The 18708-nt window shown below is 63.9% G+C and carries 15 protein-coding genes and 1 pseudogene; 8 read left to right on the top strand and 8 right to left on the bottom strand.

Translation table 11 applies throughout. From position 1 onward, the window contains the following. Window positions 1-51: 51 nt before the first annotated feature. Complete coding sequence (locus FJ546_RS31640; protein WP_246686891.1) at window positions 52-183, bottom strand: helix-turn-helix domain-containing protein; 132 nt, start codon at window positions 181-183, stop codon at window positions 52-54. Continuing rightward, entirely contained in the window at window positions 180-644 is a 465-nt protein-coding gene (locus FJ546_RS20350; protein ID WP_246686890.1) for a DUF1612 domain-containing protein, read from the bottom strand. The genes FJ546_RS31640 and FJ546_RS20350 overlap by 4 nt, the downstream gene beginning before the upstream one ends. A 228-nt stretch (window positions 645-872) precedes the next feature. Here FJ546_RS20350 and FJ546_RS20345 point away from each other — a divergent pair. Next, window positions 873-1188 (top strand): annotated as a pseudogene (locus tag FJ546_RS20345) (ISL3 family transposase); the annotation flags it as partial. Between the two features lie 197 nt (window positions 1189-1385). Here FJ546_RS20345 and FJ546_RS20340 read toward each other — a convergent pair. From FJ546_RS20340 to FJ546_RS20320, 5 genes are all read right to left on the bottom strand, one after another. Continuing rightward, window positions 1386-2900 carry a malonyl-CoA synthase gene (locus FJ546_RS20340; RefSeq protein WP_140890953.1) on the bottom strand — a complete coding sequence of 505 codons (1515 nt, stop codon included), beginning with the start codon at window positions 2898-2900 and terminating at the stop codon, window positions 1386-1388. A gap of 179 nt (window positions 2901-3079) precedes the next feature. Next, window positions 3080-3823 (bottom strand): GntR family transcriptional regulator, encoded by a 744-nt coding sequence (locus FJ546_RS20335; protein WP_140891028.1) that lies wholly within the window; start codon window positions 3821-3823, stop codon window positions 3080-3082. A 504-nt stretch (window positions 3824-4327) separates the two neighbouring features. Beyond that, window positions 4328-5005: a ribulose-phosphate 3-epimerase gene (gene rpe, locus FJ546_RS20330; protein WP_140890952.1), complete on the bottom strand. Its 678-nt coding sequence runs from the start codon at window positions 5003-5005 to the stop codon at window positions 4328-4330. A gap of 189 nt (window positions 5006-5194) precedes the next feature. Further along, window positions 5195-9043: a hypothetical protein gene (locus FJ546_RS20325; protein ID WP_140890951.1), complete on the bottom strand. Its 3849-nt coding sequence runs from the start codon at window positions 9041-9043 to the stop codon at window positions 5195-5197. Window positions 9044-9053: 10 nt separating this feature from the next. Beyond that, on the bottom strand, window positions 9054-11015 hold the full coding sequence (locus FJ546_RS20320; protein ID WP_140890950.1) for a hypothetical protein: 1962 nt from the start codon (window positions 11013-11015) through the stop codon (window positions 9054-9056). 489 nt (window positions 11016-11504) lie between these two features. On the opposite strand from FJ546_RS20320, the gene dnaK reads away from it, so the two are divergent. The 6 genes from dnaK (at window position 11505) to FJ546_RS20290 (ending at window position 17311) form a co-directional block, all read left to right on the top strand. Continuing rightward, complete coding sequence (gene dnaK, locus FJ546_RS20315) at window positions 11505-13421, top strand: molecular chaperone DnaK (RefSeq protein WP_010912682.1); 1917 nt, start codon at window positions 11505-11507, stop codon at window positions 13419-13421. Between the two features lie 223 nt (window positions 13422-13644). Continuing rightward, window positions 13645-14775 (top strand): molecular chaperone DnaJ, encoded by a 1131-nt coding sequence (gene dnaJ, locus FJ546_RS20310; protein WP_140890949.1) that lies wholly within the window; start codon window positions 13645-13647, stop codon window positions 14773-14775. A gap of 151 nt (window positions 14776-14926) precedes the next feature. Next, window positions 14927-15532 (top strand): phospholipid N-methyltransferase PmtA, encoded by a 606-nt coding sequence (pmtA, locus tag FJ546_RS20305; protein ID WP_140890948.1) that lies wholly within the window; start codon window positions 14927-14929, stop codon window positions 15530-15532. 153 nt (window positions 15533-15685) lie between these two features. After that, window positions 15686-16282 (top strand): NADPH-dependent FMN reductase, encoded by a 597-nt coding sequence (locus tag FJ546_RS20300; protein ID WP_140890947.1) that lies wholly within the window; start codon window positions 15686-15688, stop codon window positions 16280-16282. Window positions 16283-16293: 11 nt separating this feature from the next. After that, a complete protein-coding gene (gene pyrF / locus FJ546_RS20295; protein ID WP_181168022.1) occupies window positions 16294-17007 on the top strand; it encodes an orotidine-5'-phosphate decarboxylase in 714 nt (237 codons plus the stop codon). 16 nt (window positions 17008-17023) lie between these two features. Beyond that, window positions 17024-17311, top strand: a complete 288-nt coding sequence (locus FJ546_RS20290) for a DUF1330 domain-containing protein (protein WP_095773354.1) — start codon at window positions 17024-17026, stop codon at window positions 17309-17311. A gap of 25 nt (window positions 17312-17336) precedes the next feature. On the opposite strand, the gene FJ546_RS20285 is transcribed toward FJ546_RS20290, so the two are convergent. After that, entirely contained in the window at window positions 17337-18083 is a 747-nt protein-coding gene (locus tag FJ546_RS20285) for a GntR family transcriptional regulator (protein WP_140890946.1), read from the bottom strand. An 82-nt stretch (window positions 18084-18165) separates the two neighbouring features. Here FJ546_RS20285 and FJ546_RS20280 point away from each other — a divergent pair, with 82 nt between their 5' ends. Continuing rightward, entirely contained in the window at window positions 18166-18702 is a 537-nt protein-coding gene (locus tag FJ546_RS20280) for an autotransporter (RefSeq protein ID WP_140890945.1), read from the top strand. Window positions 18703-18708: the final 6 nt, after the last annotated feature.

The following is an 18708-nucleotide window of genomic DNA, read 5'->3' as shown; positions in this document are numbered from 1 at the left end:
AAAAAGCAAGTTCGTCAAGTTCGATAACTTCGTAAAGTCGCCAGAATCATTTCAATGACCGGGTTTGAGCTGCATAATCCCCCAAGCGCGAAACCGTCCCCTCCCCGTCACCTCGCGCAGGCCGAGCTCGCCTATGAGATTGAGCGCTCCCTGTTTTGTTACCTTTAGCCGATCCTGGATCATGCTGGTCGAAGCGAGCGCCGCGACAGCACGAGCTCGACCAGCTCAGGAAGCTTCGAACTGGCGCGGCGCGGCCTCGGCCGTCGTTCCATCTGGCCCTTCGCCATCACCAGCCGGTCGTGCTCCTTCAGCCCTGCGAGCGCCGCTTCCTGGACGGCGTCGATAAGCGCCAACAAGCGCTCGCCGCTCCTTTTCGCGCGCCGGCGCTCTCTTGGAATGGTCTTGGCACCGAGGTGCAGGCCGGCAAGATGCCGGCGGCAACGCCTTCCTGCCGCAGCAGCGCGGCCACCAGCACCGGCCCGAGCCAGGCAGCATGCTACAGCACCTCGATTTGGGACAAGGCCTCGAGCAGGATCGCTGCGCGCAGCACTGGCGGTAACGCTCGCGTACGGCCGGCTCTGCTCGCAGGCGTTACTATCGTCGAACGTGCAGGTCCGGAAATGCTCCGGATGCTGCGCGGGCACATGATGGGCGGCAACCGGACCAGATTCTCTGACGCCGCCGAGAACATGATAGCGAGAGCCGGCAAGCTGCGAGCTTCTGGGCAAATGCAGTTAATTTGAGAATCTGCTGCTGCGATTCTCACGGTTAAGTGCCCAACCCGGCAAAACCACCGCATTCTTGCATTTAAAGGTTCTTCCTCAATTTGTGTGGTTCATCCGCTGTTAGCGACGATATCGCTATGGGCGGGCATGCAAAGGAAATCGAAATGGTCGCCCGGCCCAGGGGTCAAAATTCTGGATGTCGCGCTCGCTGTCGATGACAGTTGGGTTGTTTCCGCTGCCGGACCCACGATCGGCATCTGCCCCGATTGCGGACGACGGAGCCGAAGTCGGCATGGCTGGTCCAACCGGCGGCCGCCCTGGCGAGCGCTTGATGCAACGGCTCGGCATGCCTGTCAGCGACGACACCATCCTGCGGCAGCTGAAGCGGGATGCCGCGGTTGCTCACTGCGCCTCCAAGATTCGGGTGGTAGGCATCGATGACTGGAGTTGGCGACGAGCCACGCGATGAACGCACCGCAACCCTCGCGCGCTTCCAGGCGGCGGAACACCGGGCAAAGCCGGCCTTTCAAGGCCGTCAGTTCCCGCTCCCAACCAATCCCGGATCCAGCCCAGTCAGAAACAGACATCCCCAAAGCTCTCCTCAAGCTGTCCTAAACGCTTGAGGAGAATCATGATTTGCTAATAATTGCAACTGTAGTACTAGGATGTATAGAGATCCTTGTAGGCGTCGCGCAGAAGATTCTTCTGGACCTTGCCCATCGCGTTGCGCGGCAATTCGTCGACGAAGATCACCTGCTTCGGGTGCTTGTACCTGGCCAGGCGCCCGGCGATGGCGCCGAGGATTTCGGCTCCGCTGATCGCCGCCCCCGGCGCCCGCACGACGACCGCGGTGACGCCTTCGCCGAAATCCGGATGGGCGACGCCGATGACGGCGCTTTCGCTCACGCCGTCAAGCGCGTCGATCTCGCTTTCCAGTTCCTTCGGATAGATGTTGTAGCCGCCCGATATGATCAGGTCCTTGCCGCGGCCGACGATATGGACATAGCCGTCGGTGTCGACCATGCCGAGATCGCCCGTGATGAAGAAACCGTCGGCGCGGAATTCCGCCCTGGTCTTTTCCGGCATGCGCCAGTAGCCGCCAAAAACGTTCGGACCCTTGACCTCGATCATGCCGACTTCGCCTTGGGCCAGCGGCTTGCCGCTGTCCGGGTCGGCGATGCGCAGCGACACGCCAGGCAAGGGGAAGCCGACCGTGCCGGCGCGCCGTTCGCCCTCATAGGGGTTCGAGGTGTTCATGTTGGTCTCGGTCATGCCGTAGCGCTCGAGGATGGCGTGGCCGGTGCGCTCGCGCCAGGCCTTGTGCGTGTCGGCCAGCAGCGGCGCCGAACCGGACACGAACAGCCGGATAGTCTTCGTCGCCTGTCGGTCCAGTCCAGCCTGCTGCAGCAACCGCACATAGAAGGTCGGCACGCCCATCAGCGCGGTGGCGCGCCGCAGCAGCGCGACGATGCGGGCCGGATCGAATTTCTGTTCGAACAGCATCGAGGCGCCCGCCATCAGGACGACATTGGTGGCGACGAACAGGCCATGGGTGTGGAAGATCGGCAAAGCGTGGATCAGCACGTCGCCGGATGTGAAGCGCCATTGCTCGACCAGCACGCGCGCATTCGAGGCCAGGTTTTCGTGGCTGAGCATGGCGCCTTTCGAGCGGCCTGTCGTTCCCGACGTGTAGAGGATTGCCGCGAGATCATCCGGCCCGCGTGCCACATCGTGAAAATCCGACGGCAACCGCGAGGCCTGGTCCGCCAGCGATCCCCGGCCATTGCGATCGAGCGTGACGACGACGGCGCCGGATGGCTCGACCATGCGGCCGATATCGGCCGCCTTTGCCGGATCGCAGACGATGATGCGCGGCGCTGCATCCGAGAAGAAATAGTCGAGCTCGGTCAGCGTGTAGGCGGTGTTGAGCGGCAGGAAGACGGCGCCGGCGCGCACGCAGGCGAGATAAAGCAGCAGCGCCTCCGGGCTCTTCTCGACCTGCACGGCGACCCGGTCGCCGGGCTCGACGTCCAACTGCAGGAGCGCATGCGCGAGCTGCGCCGACCGCGCCAGCATGTCGCCATAGCCAAGCGCGCGCCCGTCATCGGTTTCCATCAAAAGATGCCCGGGCGCCGGCATCCGGGACCGGAACGCGTCGAACAGATGATTGCTCATGAAGTCTTCCCGCAGTGACGGCAATGGCGACGCCGGCAGCGCCTCTGGGGCGACATGAGTCGGCGGCGAAGAGTTCGCGTTTCCCGGCCATGCCGTCAAGGCCGCAAACGGCCGTCCCGCACGTCACGTCCGCCGAAAGGTGGCGAAGGATCGCGACAAGGCGCCAAGGGAAAAGATCGTTACCGCCGGGCGCGTGCGGCCGAGGCGGCGACCTTTGAGACTTCGCCTTGCTTGAAACGTTCCATGCATATGGAAGCGGTCAGCTGGTAGTGCTCGATCAAGGCTTGGACCGCGCCGTCGGCATTGCCGTCCAGTGCGCATTCGGCGATCAGCCGGTGTTCGGCGAAATCGTCGCGCGGGATGCTTTCGCCGTCATTGGCCATTTGCCGGTAGCGATAGGCGTGATCGGAAAGCTGATCGCAGAAACCCACCAGCCAGTGCGACCGGCAGGCCGAAATCAGCACCCGATGGAAGGTGCGGTGCAGTTTCTCCCAATCGGAATCGAGCGACGTGGCATTTTGCAGCGAAAGACGCGAGGCGCGGCCCAGGCGATGCAGCGCCAGCACCAGCTGTTCTTCCCACTCGGCGGTGCGGTGGGCGAGGGATTCGCGAAGCGCCCGCTCCTCGAGCCAGCAGCGGGTGCGTGTCAGCTCGTCGAGCTCCGCCGCACTGACCGGCATGATGAAGAAGCCACGCTGGTCGTGGCGACCAAGAAGTCCTTCGGAGGCAAGACGATTGAGAGCTTCGCGAACCGGGGAAGCGCCGGCGCCATATTTGGAAACAACCCACTCGACCCGCAGCTTGCTTTCGGTTTCTAGAGCGCCGCTGAGCAGATCCTCCCGCAGTTGATGATAGACGGTGCTGGCAAGCGTGCTCTTGGATCCTGTGCCGTCGTCGTTCAGATTGGCAGCTCCGTACGTCAAAGCGACTCCTCGTCCCAATTTCTGGCCTGGGCAATTCGAGTCCGAAAAACGTCTCTCTCCGTACATGTATTATACAGCCTCTGCCTTCGGGCGCTCAAGCAGAAGATCGCGTTATTGTACTTTAGAACAAAGAAATATACCCCGAACCGATGGCGGGCCGGGCAAACTCGCTCATCTCCACAACCAGCGGAAACTTAACGCGTTTCGTATGCACGCGGAATCAGCTGTTCTTCGTGTGCTCGTGCGAGCGCCTTTCTGCCGCGCGCAAAGATGCCGAACCGGGCGGCCGAATCAGCCCGTGTCCGGCCTCGACACTCGGCGCATGGATGCACTGGGCGGCCCGCTCGCCGGCCGGTCCAAATTGAACCGTGATCGGATCAGAGCAATTCCAGGAAAAGTGTGTAACGGTTTTCCCGGGAAAAGCCCGTAGCGCTTTCCCTTGAGAATTGCGTCAAAACAAAGCGTTAGAGCGATTTCGCCGTTTCCGTGAAACGGCGAAATGCTCTAGCCGGCGGCCTTGTCGGCCGCTGCCCTGATCGCCTCGATGTTGGCGCGGTAGGCTTCGACACTGCCGCCCTTGAAGATGGCCGCACCCGCCACCAGCACATCGGCGCCGGCCGCCGTGACCAGGGGGGCTGTTTCGGGCGAAACGCCGCCGTCGATCTCGATGCGGATCGGCCGGCCGCCGATCAGCGCCTTGACCTTTCTCACCTTGTCGACGATCCCCGGGATGAAGGCCTGGCCGCCGAAGCCCGGATTGACGGTCATGATCAGGATCAGGTCGAGCCGGTCGAGCACATATTCGATCATCGTTTCCGGCGTCGCCGGATTGAGCGACACACCGGCCTTCTTGCCGAGATTCCTGATGGTCTGCAGCGAGCGGTCGAGATGCGGTCCGGCCTCGGCATGCACGGTCATGCCATCACAGCCGGCTTCGGCGAAGGCGGCGAGGTAGGGATCGGCCGGCGCAATCATCAGATGACAGTCGAAGAAGGCCTTGGTGCGGTTGCGGATCGCCTTGATGACGGGCGGGCCGAAGGTGATGTTGGGGACGAAATGGCCATCCATGACATCGAGATGGATCCAGTCGGCGCCTGCCGCCGCGACGGCTTCGACCTCGTCGCCGAGCCTCGAAAAGTCCGAAGCCAGCACCGACGGTGCGATCAAGGTCTTTCTGCTCATCCTGCGGCCTTTCCAAGCGTCCTTTTTCATCGGGCTCTGAACCGACTGCCTAATGCGCTCCAGATGACTTGTCGAGGGCGCAGGTACGGGCGCGCCCGCACCCGCATGGCGCGGGCAGGATTGCCGAGGATCAAAAAAGAACCCGCCGGATCGCTCCGGCGGGTTTCTGGCCTGGCGTCGAGCAGCTGGTTACTGCTGCTGGAGCTTCAGGATCCTGTTTGGTGCTGGATCCTGCTGCTGGTCGACCTGCGGCTGACGCCGTGGCAGCACCTGCTGCAGCAGCAGTCCCGGGTTGATCTCCAGCGATGGTTGTCCCCGGATCGGCCGGCAGTTCGGATACCGTCCGATCGTGCCTTCCGGGCAGCGCCGCTTGAAGATCGGCTGGCACTGGCCATTGATCATCTGCGTGCCCGGTGCGCACTCCGTCTGTTGCCTGGGCTTGCGGCATGCGCCGTCGATGGCCTCGGTCCCGCGCGGACAGACACATTCGCCGCGCTTATTGTGGACCTGGCCGCGTATGTCGCATTGCTCAAGTTGCGGCTGCTTGCGCCGGCATGCGCCGTCGATCACCTCGGTCCCACGCGGGCAGACGCAATCGCCATTGGCATCGTGCACCTGGCCGCGGATAGCGCACTGCTCGGGCTTCGGCCGCACCGGCCGGCAGGCCCCGTTGCGCACCTCGGTGCCCTGCGGGCAGACGCAGTCGCCATCGCCATTGCGGATCTGGCCGGGGATGCGGCACTGCTGGGGCTTTGGCCGCACTGGACGGCAGGCGCCATTGTGCACCTCGGTCCCTTGCGGGCAGACGCAGTCGCCATCGCCATTGCGGATCTGGCCGGGGATGCGGCACTCCTGAGGCTTCGGCCGGATCGGACGGCAGGCCCCATTGCGCAACTCGGTCCCTTGAGGGCAGACACAGTCGCCATCGGCATTGTGGATCTGGCCGCGGATGGTGCACTGCTCGGGCCTGTCGGTCCTGACGCACTTGCCGTTCTCCAGTGCCGTGCCGCGCGGGCAGATGCAGCGCCCGTCCTCGGTGCGGATCTGGCCTTCGAGCAGCACGCAGCGCGGCGGCGGCACGGGAAGCGGCAGGAGGTTGTTGCCGCCGCCGGTGCACTGGCCGTTGCGGAAGGCGGTGCCTTCCGGGCAGACGCAGCGGCCGGCATCGTTCATGACGAAGCCCGGCGAGCATTCCTTTTTCATCTCATGGGTGATGTTGAAGGGATGGCACGCATAGGCCTTGCCGCGATCGCCCTGCACATTGGCCGCATCCTTGGACAGCATGTCGCCGCCGCCCTGCACCCGCGTGTCGGGAGACAGGACGCCAACGCAGTTCTGGCCATTGACGTTGCCCTGCAAATTGGCCAGACGCCCGTCGTCGGGAATGACCACGGTGACGTGATGCGACTGGCTTTCGCCGGCACCGAGCGTCAGGTTGGCGATGCAGGACAGAGGCAGGGTTGCCGGTTCGGGCGAGCAGCCGAAGGGCGGGTCGATCGAGGTGATCGCAACGCCGTCCAGCCGGCCGAGACCCTCCACGCCGATCGCATCGCCGATGCGAACCGGCCCGGAGAAGGGACTCGTCCCGTCATTGGTGATGGTGATGTCGAACGAGCAGGGCTGGCCGAGCCGGCATTCGCGGTCGCCGGTCTTCTCGACACGGATAGTCGAGGAGCCGCCGCCCTTGGCGCAGGCCTGGCCGACCGGATAGACGATGTCGTCGCCAGGCGCCGGACCATAGGAGCCGCGCGCGCAGTTCTCGAACTCGCCATTGGCCGAGACGGTCACGTCGAAGTGCCTGCTGGTTCCGGGCGTCATGACGGCGCCGGGTATCTGGCACGACAGCGTGTTGGCCGGAAGCGGTCCGCACGCCCATTCCGCGCCGTCGGGGGTGACGGTCTGGATCTGGACGGGCGCGCCGCCCGACACCAGCGTGGCGGCATCGTTGACCCGCACCGGACCGGTGGGGGCGGCCGTGCCGGCGTTGGAGACGGTGATGCGGCAAGAAACGACCGCGGCACCGGCCAGCGAGCCGTTGCACACCTTGGTGATGCGCAGGCCAGGCTTGCCGCCATTGGGACGACGGATGCGTTCCTTGGCGCAGGCCTTGTTGTTGGTGAGGTCGACCTCACCGGGAATGGCCTTCACCGCAGCGCAGTTCTCGACCGTATCCGACTGGTAGCCGGCCGGCATGACCGCCTTGACGAAGATCGGCGTCGAGGCGCCCGTGGGCAGCGAGATGCCGGCATTGTCGCAGCGGAACTGGCCGGGGCCGTTCGGACCGCATGTCCAGGGCGGGCTCGGCCCGAAGGTCGAGGAGCTCGGTGCGCCGCCAGGATAGTTGTCGATCACCGTCAGCGGCCCGTTATAGGTCGATGTGCCATTGTTGATGATGTCGATCACGAAGGTGCAGACGCCGTCCGGCGCGCAGATTTCGGTACGGGCCCGCTTCTTCAGGATCAGGTCGACCTTCTTCTCGACCGGCGGCTGGCAGTCGCGGTCACGATCGCCACGGCGGCAGATCGGGATCGAGGCGCAGCCACGGTCGTTCGACTGGCTGCCGAACAACGGCTTGCCGCTGGCGGCATAGTTGTAGGTCGCGCAGTTGCGCAGTGCACCGCCTTGCCAGCCTCCGGCCGGCTTGAAGCCGAGCTTGAGGTCGACAAAGGCCCCCGGATCGAGCGTGGTCACCGGATAGGTGCATGTCATCGGCGTGGCGCCGGGCACGCAGACCCAGGGCGGATTGGGCCCCGAACTCAGCGTCGAGCCGGCCGGCAGCGTCACCTCGTCGAGCACGATCTTGCCGTTGTAGGGGGCGGTGCCGACATTGGTGACCCGGATGGTGAAGTCACAGCCGCCGGCCATGGTGCAACGCGGCACGTCGGCACGCTTCTCGACCTTGAGGTCGGGCTGCTTTTCAGGCGGGCATCTGACGTCGCGCGGGATGACGATGTCGATGGTCTGCGTGCAGCACAGGCCCCAGCCTTCCTTCGGCCCGGCATAGGTCTCGATGCCGGTGACGATGAGGTGGATGACGTCGCCGGGCGACGCGCCGACGATCTTCCAGTTGAGCACGCCGCCGCCTGGAGGCACCAGCTGGGTGTCGGGGATTATGGTGATGCCGGGCGTGGTGGTCGACACCTGCACCCACTTGCCGCCCATCTCCGGGCCGACCGGCATGTGGTAGATGAAGGCGCCGCCGCCGGGCACGCAATCGACGGTGCCGCGTTCCACCTTGAAGCATTCCTTGCCGGGAGGTGGTGGTGGCGGGTTGCATTTGGTGACATCGATCTTGATCGAGGTCTTCACACCGGTCTTGTAGTCGCCATCGTCAGGCTTGCTCGGATCCTGCGACGGGATGATGGTCCCGGTGCCGGCTTCGTTGCTCACCTTGATCAGGCCCTGATTGTCGACGATCGTCGGCGCGGGAAACGCCGCATGGTCGATCTTGGCGGAGATCTGGAAGTTGATGACGCGTTCATTGGCGGCACCCGCGCCGTCGAGATCGGTGGCGGAGAGCCGGAAGTCGGACACCGTTGCCGTGTCGTTGGGGCCCGCCGAATTGCTGATCGTCGCGCCCGGCAGTGGTCCGCCGGAGGAATCCGTGCCGTCGCCGGACACGTTGACGTTGACGATCGCAAGGCCGTGCGGAAGCTGGTCCTTGAACTCGATCTTGAGTTTCTTCAGCAAGCCCACCAGGCCCGGATCGGCAAAGCCCTGCGGGTCACCGCGCAGGCCGAAGCTCAGGGAGTAGACGACATAGTCGCAGCCTCTCTGGGTGCCTTGCTTGGTGAAGAACGGGACGACCCGCTCCGGCCTCGGATTGACGACGCGCGAATTGTCGAGGTCGAGCCTCAGTTCCGGGGTGATCGGAGCGGCGTCTTCCGCATGGCTTTGCACAGGGGTTAGCATGGCGACCGCGATACCGGCCGCCATCAGCCAGCGCGCGCCGCGCCTGGCATATGACAGGGGTTTCATGATCGTCTCCATGACGGTTGAGTGGTTTTGCGCGAGCGGGGAGAGTGCGAGATTTTTCATCTTCCCCTCCTCAACGTTCGCAGCTGACGGCTGGGGTGCGGAGCGGCAAGGTCATCTTGCAGCAAGGGTAGTATCCACCCTTGTCCTTGTCGGACTTCCTGTAGAAGCAAAGTCCAACATCCACTCTGTCGCCCGGATAATGGCCGGTGATGCCGATCGTGTAAGGCGTGCCGGGCGCATGCGACATGGGTGAGGTCACCGCGACGCCTGGCGTCCTGGACTGGGCCTTGATCGAATCGCCGCCGAAGCCGGCATGGTCATGGAGATAGAGATCGGCCTCGAGGCCCGAAGGCGTGCAGTAATACTGGACGTCCTCGACATCGAGACAGGGAGGCAGGTTGCCGGGCGGAGGGAAGTCCGGCGGGTAGAAGGGTGGCAGGTAGCCGCCCGGGATTTCTTCATAATAGCCGGCGCGGCCCTCGCAGGGGTGCCAGACCGCGACGTCGCCGACATGGCCTCCCACCTCGGGATCTTCGAAATAGCCGTCGAAATCGACGAACCAGGAACCGAAGGGCGGCACGTTGGCCGGCTTGACCAGGTCCTTGGGCGTGATCTGCACGCCATGCACGGCGAGCGGCCCGCCGGCTGAGAGCCGCTCGGCAAGCGTCGGATTGTCGCGCAATTTGTCGCCTGTGTTGACCAGCGTCTGCGTGCACACCGACGTGTCGAGATTGCCGTCGGCGTCATAGCCATATTGCAGGTCGAGGCCGCCGGCCGACTGCCGGTTGCCTTGCGGGAAACCGACCGCATATTCCTGCGGCACTTCCACCCAGACCGATTCCGTTGCCGGATCGTCCGGATTCTCGTGCCAGTAGCGGATGACCTCGCCTTTGCCGGAATCGGCGAACTGGCTGTAATCATAGCGGTTTTCGACCGGGCCGCGCTGGGCGAGATACATGAAGCCGCTGTTGTCGAAGGCGATGTCGGTGACGGCGTAGTCCTTGTCGGCCCTGACCGTCAGTTCCCAGCGCGGGTCGCCGGCAAAGCTGCCGTCGCGGGCAATGCCCACCGACCAGATTTCCGACTTTTCGCCGACCGAATAGTAGAGCCGGCCGCCATGGTAGGAGACGGCCCAGACGCGGCGCTCGTCCTGGGTGTAGCCCCAGGTCTCGGGATCTTCCGTGTCGAAGGCGGCACCCTGAATGTCCATCACCGCGCCATCGTCGGCGACGGGAGCCAGGCCATGCGCCGGGCGCCCCGCGACGCCATGATCGAACGTGTCGATCAACCTGCCGGTGGCGTCGATGCGATGGATCAGGCCGGTGTCGAGATCCGAGGCGAAGAACTGGCGGTGAGTGGGGTCGAAGGTGAGATTGCCGATGCCGGGGCCGCTGTTGGTGTCGATGTCGGCGAATTTGGCGACCTGGCCGGTGATGCCGTCGATCTTCCAGATGGTGCCCGGTCCGCCGCCGTTTTCGGTGCCGAACTGGCCATCCATGAAGGTGGCGCCTGCCGTGCCGCGGCGCTGCCGCTCCGGCCTGCCGTCACTGTCGGCGTCCGGCGTGACGATGCGGATGCCGTGCAGCGAGGTTGCGGCGGCGTAAAGATTGGGAACGCCCGACGGAACCCCGTCGCGCACGCCGTCATCATAGGTGAGGCCGAAAACCTGGCCGATCTGGCCGGCCGTCACCTCGAAGGGCGGCGGCGTGAAGACGAGCTGGCCCGAGGCCGGCCCGCCGAGATGCGAAACGTCGAAAACGCGCAAGGTGGCGCGCGCGGTGTCGATGAAGGTTTCGTCGACCGGATCGACGCCGGGCGGCAGGCCTTCGTCGAAGTTCGGGATGATGGTGCCGGAAAATCCGGTGACCGCCATCGAGCCGGGATAGATGATCTGGGTGTCCTGCGCCCGGGCGACGCCGCCAAGCCAAAGGCCGGCGGTCAGGGCAAATGCAAGAAGTCCGCCGGTTGCCCTGACCAGGCGGCGCAAACGGCCGGTGCGAGAAGACACGAACGGGCCGTGATCGCAAGACATGGAACTCCCCCCGAAGTCTACGGGAGGAACCTCCGGCCGTGCCGCGCGAACCAGGGCAAGGCGCGGCGGTCCGGCTCGTTCTTCCCTGCTCGAATTGTCTGCTTTCCTCATTGTCACGATACGCCTGCTCTTACGCAGGGTCAACGGAATCAGCGGGAAGCCCAGCGCATCGATCCCGTCCCGAAGGCGGTGATCGCGCCGAGCTCCTGTTGTTCCAGGAGACCTGGGAGTCTCTGGGTTGCTGGTCATGGGGGGCTTCCTTTCCGGGCCGCACCATGCGGCACCTTGACCTCTGTCGCCGGCGGAGGTGGAAAGGTTCATGGAAGCCTTGCGCAGAATGCTTGCGCCCGCTGCCGCGTGTTCTTATATACGCGCCAAGCCGTCCGACGCCGGGACTCCGGTTGCCGGACGGGATTTCTTGTGAACAGGGGCTTTCGTCGGAACGCCTTCACGGGTCCTGAAAGCCTGCTTAGAGGAGAGACTAGAAAAATGGCAAAAGTAATCGGTATCGATCTCGGCACCACCAATTCCTGCATCGCCATCATGGATGGCAAGGAACCCAAGGTGATAGAGAATGCGGAAGGCGCGCGCACGACGCCTTCCATCGTCGCCATCTCGGGCGACGGCGAACGTCTGGTCGGCCAGCCGGCCAAGCGCCAGGCGGTCACCAATCCTGAAAACACCATCTTCGCGGTCAAGCGCCTGATCGGCCGCCGCTATGACGATCCGGTGACGGAAAAGGACAAGAAGCTTGTCCCCTACAAGATCGTCAAGGGCGACAATGGCGATGCCTGGGTCGAAGCCGGCGGCAAGAAGCAGTCGCCCAGCCAGATCTCGGCCATGATCCTGCAGAAGATGAAGGAAACGGCGGAAGCCTATCTCGGCGAGAAGGTCGAGAAGGCGGTCATCACCGTTCCGGCCTATTTCAACGACGCCCAGCGCCAGGCCACCAAGGACGCCGGCAAGATCGCCGGCCTCGAAGTGCTGCGCATCATCAACGAGCCGACGGCCGCCGCGCTCGCCTACGGCCTCGACAAGAAGGATGGCAAGACCATTGCCGTCTATGACCTTGGCGGCGGCACGTTCGACATTTCGGTGCTCGAAATCGGCGACGGCGTGTTCGAGGTGAAGTCGACCAATGGCGACACCTTCCTCGGCGGCGAGGATTTCGACATGCGCCTGGTCGAGTATCTGGCGGCCGAGTTCAAGAAGGAACAGGGCATCGACCTGAAGAACGACAAGCTCGCCTTGCAGCGCCTCAAGGAGGCGGCTGAAAAGGCCAAGATCGAGCTGTCGTCCACCACGCAGACCGAAATCAACCTGCCCTTCATCACCGCCGATGCGACCGGGCCCAAGCACCTGACGCTGAAGCTGACGCGCGCCAAGTTCGAAAGCCTGGTCGAGGACCTCGTCCAGCGCACCATCGACCCGTGCAAGGCAGCACTCAAGGATGCCGGCCTGAAGGCTGGCGAGATCGACGAAGTGGTCCTGGTCGGCGGCATGACCCGCATGCCCAAGATCCAGGAGATCGTGAAGCAGTTCTTCGGCAAGGAGCCGCACAAGGGCGTCAACCCGGATGAGGTCGTTGCTCTGGGCGCCGCCATCCAGGCCGGCGTGCTGCAGGGCGACGTCAAGGACGTGCTGCTGCTCGACGTGACGCCGCTGTCGCTCGGCATCGAGACGCTGGGCGGCGTGTTCACCCGGCTGATCGAGCGCAACACGACGATCCCGACCAAGAAGAGCCAGGTGTTCTCGACCGCGGAAGATTCGCAGTCGGCCGTGACCATCCGCGTCTTCCAGGGTGAGCGTGAAATGGCCGCCGACAACAAGGCGCTCGGCCAGTTCGACCTGGTCGGCATTCCGCCGGCGCCGCGCGGCGTGCCGCAGATCGAGGTCACTTTCGACATCGACGCCAACGGCATCGTCAACGTTTCGGCCAAGGACAAGGGCACCGGCAAGGAGCACCAGATCCGCATCCAGGCCTCGGGTGGTCTTTCGGACGCCGACATCGAGAAGATGGTGAAGGACGCCGAAGCCAATGCCGAGACCGACAAGAAGCGGCGCGCCGTGGTCGAGGCCCGCAACCAGGCCGAGGCGCTGGTGCATTCGTCCGAGAAGTCGCTGAAGGAATATGGCGACAAGGTCTCGGAAGCCGAGCGCACGGCGATTTCCGATGCCATCGCGGCGCTGAAGACCGCCGCCGAGGGCGACGACGCGGCCGACATCGAGGCCAAGAGCCAGGCGCTCGCCGAAGCTTCGATGAAGCTCGGCCAGGCCATGTACGAGGCCTCGCAGAAGGAAGCGGCGGAGGCCGACGCCAAGGCGGACGCCGCCAAGGACTCCGACGTGGTCGATGCCGATTTCGAGGAAATCGACGAGGACGACGACAAGAAGAAGTCGGCCTGAGCCGCTTGACGGCAAGATAAAGCGGAAAGCCCGGCGTAAAGCCGGGCTTTTTTGCAACCCTCGCTGAAAAAAGTGCGGGGCCTGCCGAAAAAATCACTGAAAACCACGGACAAGTTCGCGCCGGCCCTAGCATCGGGGCAGCACCGCTCCTAAATCGAGGCGACGTGCCGGCAAACGACGCAACAATGCATCAAGACGTTGAGCATCCGGACAGCGGGAAAAAATGAAAGCTGATTTCTACGAAACGCTGGGCGTGCAAAAGGGCGCCGACGAGAAGGAGCTCAAGAGCGCTTTCCGCAAGCTCGCCATGCAGTTCCATCCTGACCGCAACCCCGGCGATCATTCCTGCGAGCACAAGTTCAAGGAAATCAACGAAGCCTACGAGACGCTGAAGGACCCGCAGAAACGCGCGGCCTATGACCGTTTCGGCCACGCCGCCTTCGAACAGGGCGGCATGAATGGCGGGGCGCAAGGCTTTGGCGCCGGCGGTTTCGCCGACATCTTCGAGGATATTTTCGGCGACATGATGGGTGGGCGCCAGCGCCGCTCGTCGGGAGGCCGCGAGCGCGGCGCCGACCTGCGCTACAACATGGAAATCTCGCTGGAAGAGGCTTTCGCGGGAAAGACCGCGCAGATCCGGGTGCCGGCCTCGATCTCGTGCTCGGAATGCTCCGGCAGCGGCGCCAAGCCCGGCACCCAGCCGGTGACCTGCTCGATGTGCCATGGCCACGGCAAGGTGCGGGCGACGCAAGGCTTCTTCTCGATCGAGCGCACCTGCCCGCAATGCCAGGGCCGCGGCCAGACGATCAAGGATCCGTGCCCGAAATGCGCCGGCCAGGGCCGCGTCACCGAGGAGCGTTCGCTGTCGGTCAACATTCCGGCCGGCATCGAGGACGGCACCCGCATCCGCCTTGCCAATGAGGGCGAGGCCGGCCTGCGCGGCGGGCCCTCGGGCGACCTCTATATTTTCCTGGCGGTGAAGCCGCATGAATTCTTCCAGCGCGATGGTGCCGATCTCTATTGCAAGGTGCCGATCTCGATGACGACGGCGGCCCTCGGCGGCTCCTTCGAGGTGACGACGCTGGATGGCACCCAGACCAAGGTGAAAGTGCCCGAAGGCACGCAGAACGGCCGCCAGTTCCGCCTCAAGGGCAAGGGCATGCCGGTGCTGCGCCAGCCCAATGTCGGCGACCTTTATATCCAGACCGCTGTCGAGACGCCGCAGAACCTGTCGCGCCGTCAGCGCGAGTTGCTGGAGGAGTTCGAGCAGTTGTCCTCGCAGGACAATTCGCCCCAATCGAGCGGGTTTTTCGCCCGCATGAAGGATTTCTTCGAGTCCTTCGGCGAACGTTGATAGTGCAAGAACGGCGCGGGAATCGATAAAACGCGCCGTGTTTTGAGACGCGACGAAATCTATCTTATCCACGACATGCGCCTCGCAACGCCTTGCCTTGTGTCAACCAGGTGTTAAGTAGCTTTGCGGGGGAGCCTTGAGGAGAGCTTGCATGACACGTGGTCACGGACTGCGGAAGGCGCTTGCCGAAAAGTTCGACGACGAACTCAAATTCTTCAAGGGCTGGATCGACAAGCCGAAGACGGTGGGTTCGATCGTGCCGACCAGTTCGATCACCGCGCGCAAGATGGCCTCGATCGTCAATCCCAGGTCCGGCCTGCCGGTGCTTGAAGTCGGTCCCGGCACCGGTGTCATCACCCGTGCCATCCTCGCCCAGGGCGTGCGGCCCGAAAACCTCTATGCCGTCGAATACAACACGGATTTCGTGCGCCATCTGCGGCAGCTCTATCCCGGCGTCAACGTCATCGAGGGCGATGCCTTCAACCTCAACGCCACGCTTGGCGAGAGGAGCGGGATGATTTTCGATTCCGTCGTGTCCGGCGTGCCGCTGCTCAATTTCCCGGTCGCCCAGCGCATCTCCTATATAGAGAGCCTGCTCGACCGCATCCCGGTGGGCCGTCCGATCGTGCAGCTGACCTATGGCCCGATGTCGCCGATCCCGGCCGGCCGCGGCGACTACACGGTCAAGCATTTCGATTTCATCTTCCGTAACATCCCGCCGACGCAGCTGTGGATCTATCGAAGGGAAGCGCATTAAGTGAGAGGGGAGTAAGGGAGCAGGAAATGACGATTCAATTTCCAGACTATTCCCTGCTGACCTACTGCCCAACTGCCTTACTCCCCTATTCACCGACCCAGCCGTTGATTTGAGCCGCCTCTGGCTGTACCTGTCCGGGAACAAGGGTGGCCAATGGCAGTGATCCCGAAAATCCTCGTCTTCGCCGGCTCGGTGCGCAGCGGCGCCTATAGCGGCAGGACCGCCGATGTGGCGCAGAAGGAACTTGCGGTGCAAGGCGCCGAGGTGACCCGCATTTCGCTCGCCGATTATCCCTTGCCGATCCTCGATGAGGATCTCGAGAAGGAAAAAGGCGTTCCCGAAAACGCCGTCAAACTCGGCCGTCTGATATCAGCCCATGACGGATTGCTGATCGCCACGCCGGAGTATAACGGCTCGATCCCGCCGCTGCTCAAGAACACGATCGACTGGGTGAGCCGGGTGCGCCGCGATGGCGGCCGATCGGTCAGGCCGCTTGCCGGCAAGGTCGTCGGGCTGTGCTCGTCCTCCAACGGCCATTTTGCCGGCATACGCTGCATCAACCATCTGCGCGCCGTGCTGGTCCGCTGCCAGATGGAGGTGGTGACACCGGAATGCTCGGTGCCGGACGGCGGCGACGCCTTCGACGAAGGCGGCAATTTCCGTGACGAAAGACTGTACAAATCGATGGAGCATTTATGCCGCACGCTGATCGAAACCTCGCGCATGCTGTCGACCCGGATCGAGGCGTGACCGCCACGACCATGCAGGCCAAATCCATCCGGGCCCAGTCCATCCAGGAAAGGTTGATCGTCGGCCTCGACGTGCCGACCGTGCGGGAAGCCGAGCAGGCGGTGCGCGAACTCGACGGCGTCGTCGCCTTCTACAAGATCGGCTATCAGCTGGCCTTCGCCGGCGGGCTCGACTTCGCCAGGGAACTGGCGAGCGGCGGAACCAAGATCTTCCTCGACATGAAGCTGCTCGACATCGACCACACGGTGGCCAAGGGCGTCGAGAACATCGTCAAGATGGGCATGACCATGCTGACCATCCACGCCTATCCAAAGGCGATGCATGCGGCGGTGGAAGCGGCCAGGGGCAGCGACCTTTGCTTGCTCGCCGTCAGCGTGCTGACCTCGATGGACGAGCAGGACATGATCGATGTCGGCTATGAATATGACCCGCACACGCTGGTGCTGAGGCGCTCGGAACAGGCGCTGCATGCCGGCATGGGCGGCATCGTCTGCTCGGCGGCGGAGGCCGAAGCGGTGCGCCGCATCGTCGGCCCCGACATGGCGGTGGTGACGCCCGGCATCCGGCCGGCCGGCAGCGACCATGGCGACCAGAAACGCGTGGTGACGCCGGCGCAAGCGGTCCGCAACGGCGCCAGCCATCTTGTGGTGGGCCGCCCGATCGTCGCGGCAAACGACCGCCGCGCGGCAGCGCAGGCGATCCTCGACGAAATGCGCTCTGCGTAGAATAAGGGAGAGAACAATGCCGAAGGGATACTGGATCGCCCGCGTCGATGTGCGCGATGCCGAAGGCTACAAGGCGTATATCGCCGCTTCGAAGCTCGCCTTCGACCGTTTTGGCGCGAAATTCCTGGCGCGCGGCGGAGCCCATGAGCTGGCCGAAGGGCCTGGCCGCGCCCGCAACGTGATCATCGAATTCGAATCGCTTGCGATCGCGCATGACTGCTACCACTCGCCGGAATATCAGCGCGCGGTGGCCATCCGCCAGAAGGTCGCCGACGGCGAGATCGTGCTGGTCGAAGGGGCCTGAAGCCTATCCCGGCTCGCGACAGGCTTCAGACGAAGTCCTGAAGGTTCACGTCCCGCAGCTTGGCCCCGCCAAGCAGCGCCCCGACCAGCTGGTGCTTGAGGGCAAGGCACTGCGAGCGGGCAAGTTTCACGATGCCGGAAACGTCGCTCTTTTCGCAGGCCTGCAGCAATTGCCTCTGCTGTTCGATGATCAGCGGCATGAAATCGCGCGACTTGAAGCCGAAATGGAGCGCCCGTTCCGACTGGTCGAGGATCTGGCTGAGCAGCTGTACCAGCCGCAAATTCCCGGAAAGCTCGGCGATCGCCAGGCGGAAGGCACGGTCGGCCGCGAGGAACGCAACGGGGCTGCGCAGCGTCTCCGGCTTCAGCACCTTTCTGGCCGCCAGCCTGATCTCGTCCAGCCCGCGCTCGGTAATGCAGGTGGTGGCAACCCGGAACACTTCCGGCTCGACCAGGCTGCGCACGTCGAAGATCTCGTTGACGTCGCGCAGGGTCAGCGTGGTGATAACATAGCCGCGGCGCGGCTCGCTCCTGACCAGTCCTTCCTGCATGATCCGGGCAAGTGCGGAGCGGATCGTCGCCTTCTTGATGCCGTAGCGCGCCTCGATCTGTTTTTCGGTCAACGCTTCACCTGGCGACAGGACGCAGGCGATGATATCGCTCTTCAGCTGTTCGTAGGCCTGTTCGCTGCGCAGCACATCCGCCGTCGACAGCGCCGGCGTCCCGTCGGGGGACGCGGCCGATTTCGATGGCGTGGTTTTGGTCGGCCCCATGCTTCTCTCGCTTTGCGTCGGCCTTGACGCGCATTGGCCATCTTAGCTATGCTCACTGAGCATCTCAGTCAGGAGCTGTGGCATGCCGCTATCGGCCGACTCCCCTCTCTACCCCGCGATCAGGGATATCGTCAACGCGGCGGCTGGCGCCAATCCCTTCCAGGACATCAAGGCCGTCTTGGGCGACTATACCAACCGCTTCCATGCGCTCGGCGGACTGGTTCACGAGGAGCAGGACGACGAGCTTTTGCTGCATGCCGGCCCGCAGCTGACGATCTATCACATCACGCTCTCGCCCGGGGTGCAGTATCCGCCACATAACCATCTGATGGACGCCCTGGTCGGCATCTATTGGGGCGGCGAGACCAATTTCATCTATCCGCTCGCCGGCGAAAAGGTCGACGAGCCGGAGCGGCAGGATTTTTCAGCGCCGGCGCTGGTGCACATGTCTTCCAACACCATTCACTCGGTCGCCAATACCGGCAGTGCCCGCTCCGGCGCCCTGCATGTCTATCTTGGCGATCTGCCAGGCACCGACCGCCAATTGTGGAGCTTGGCCGACAACCGGCCCGAACCCTTCGACAACGCCAGGTACATGGCCGGCGCACGGCCGATATAGGCCGAA

The organism is Mesorhizobium sp. B2-4-19, from assembly GCF_006441315.1.
Taxonomy (GTDB): domain Bacteria; phylum Pseudomonadota; class Alphaproteobacteria; order Rhizobiales; family Rhizobiaceae; genus Mesorhizobium.
This window is presented reverse-complemented; position numbering and strand designations above follow the sequence as displayed.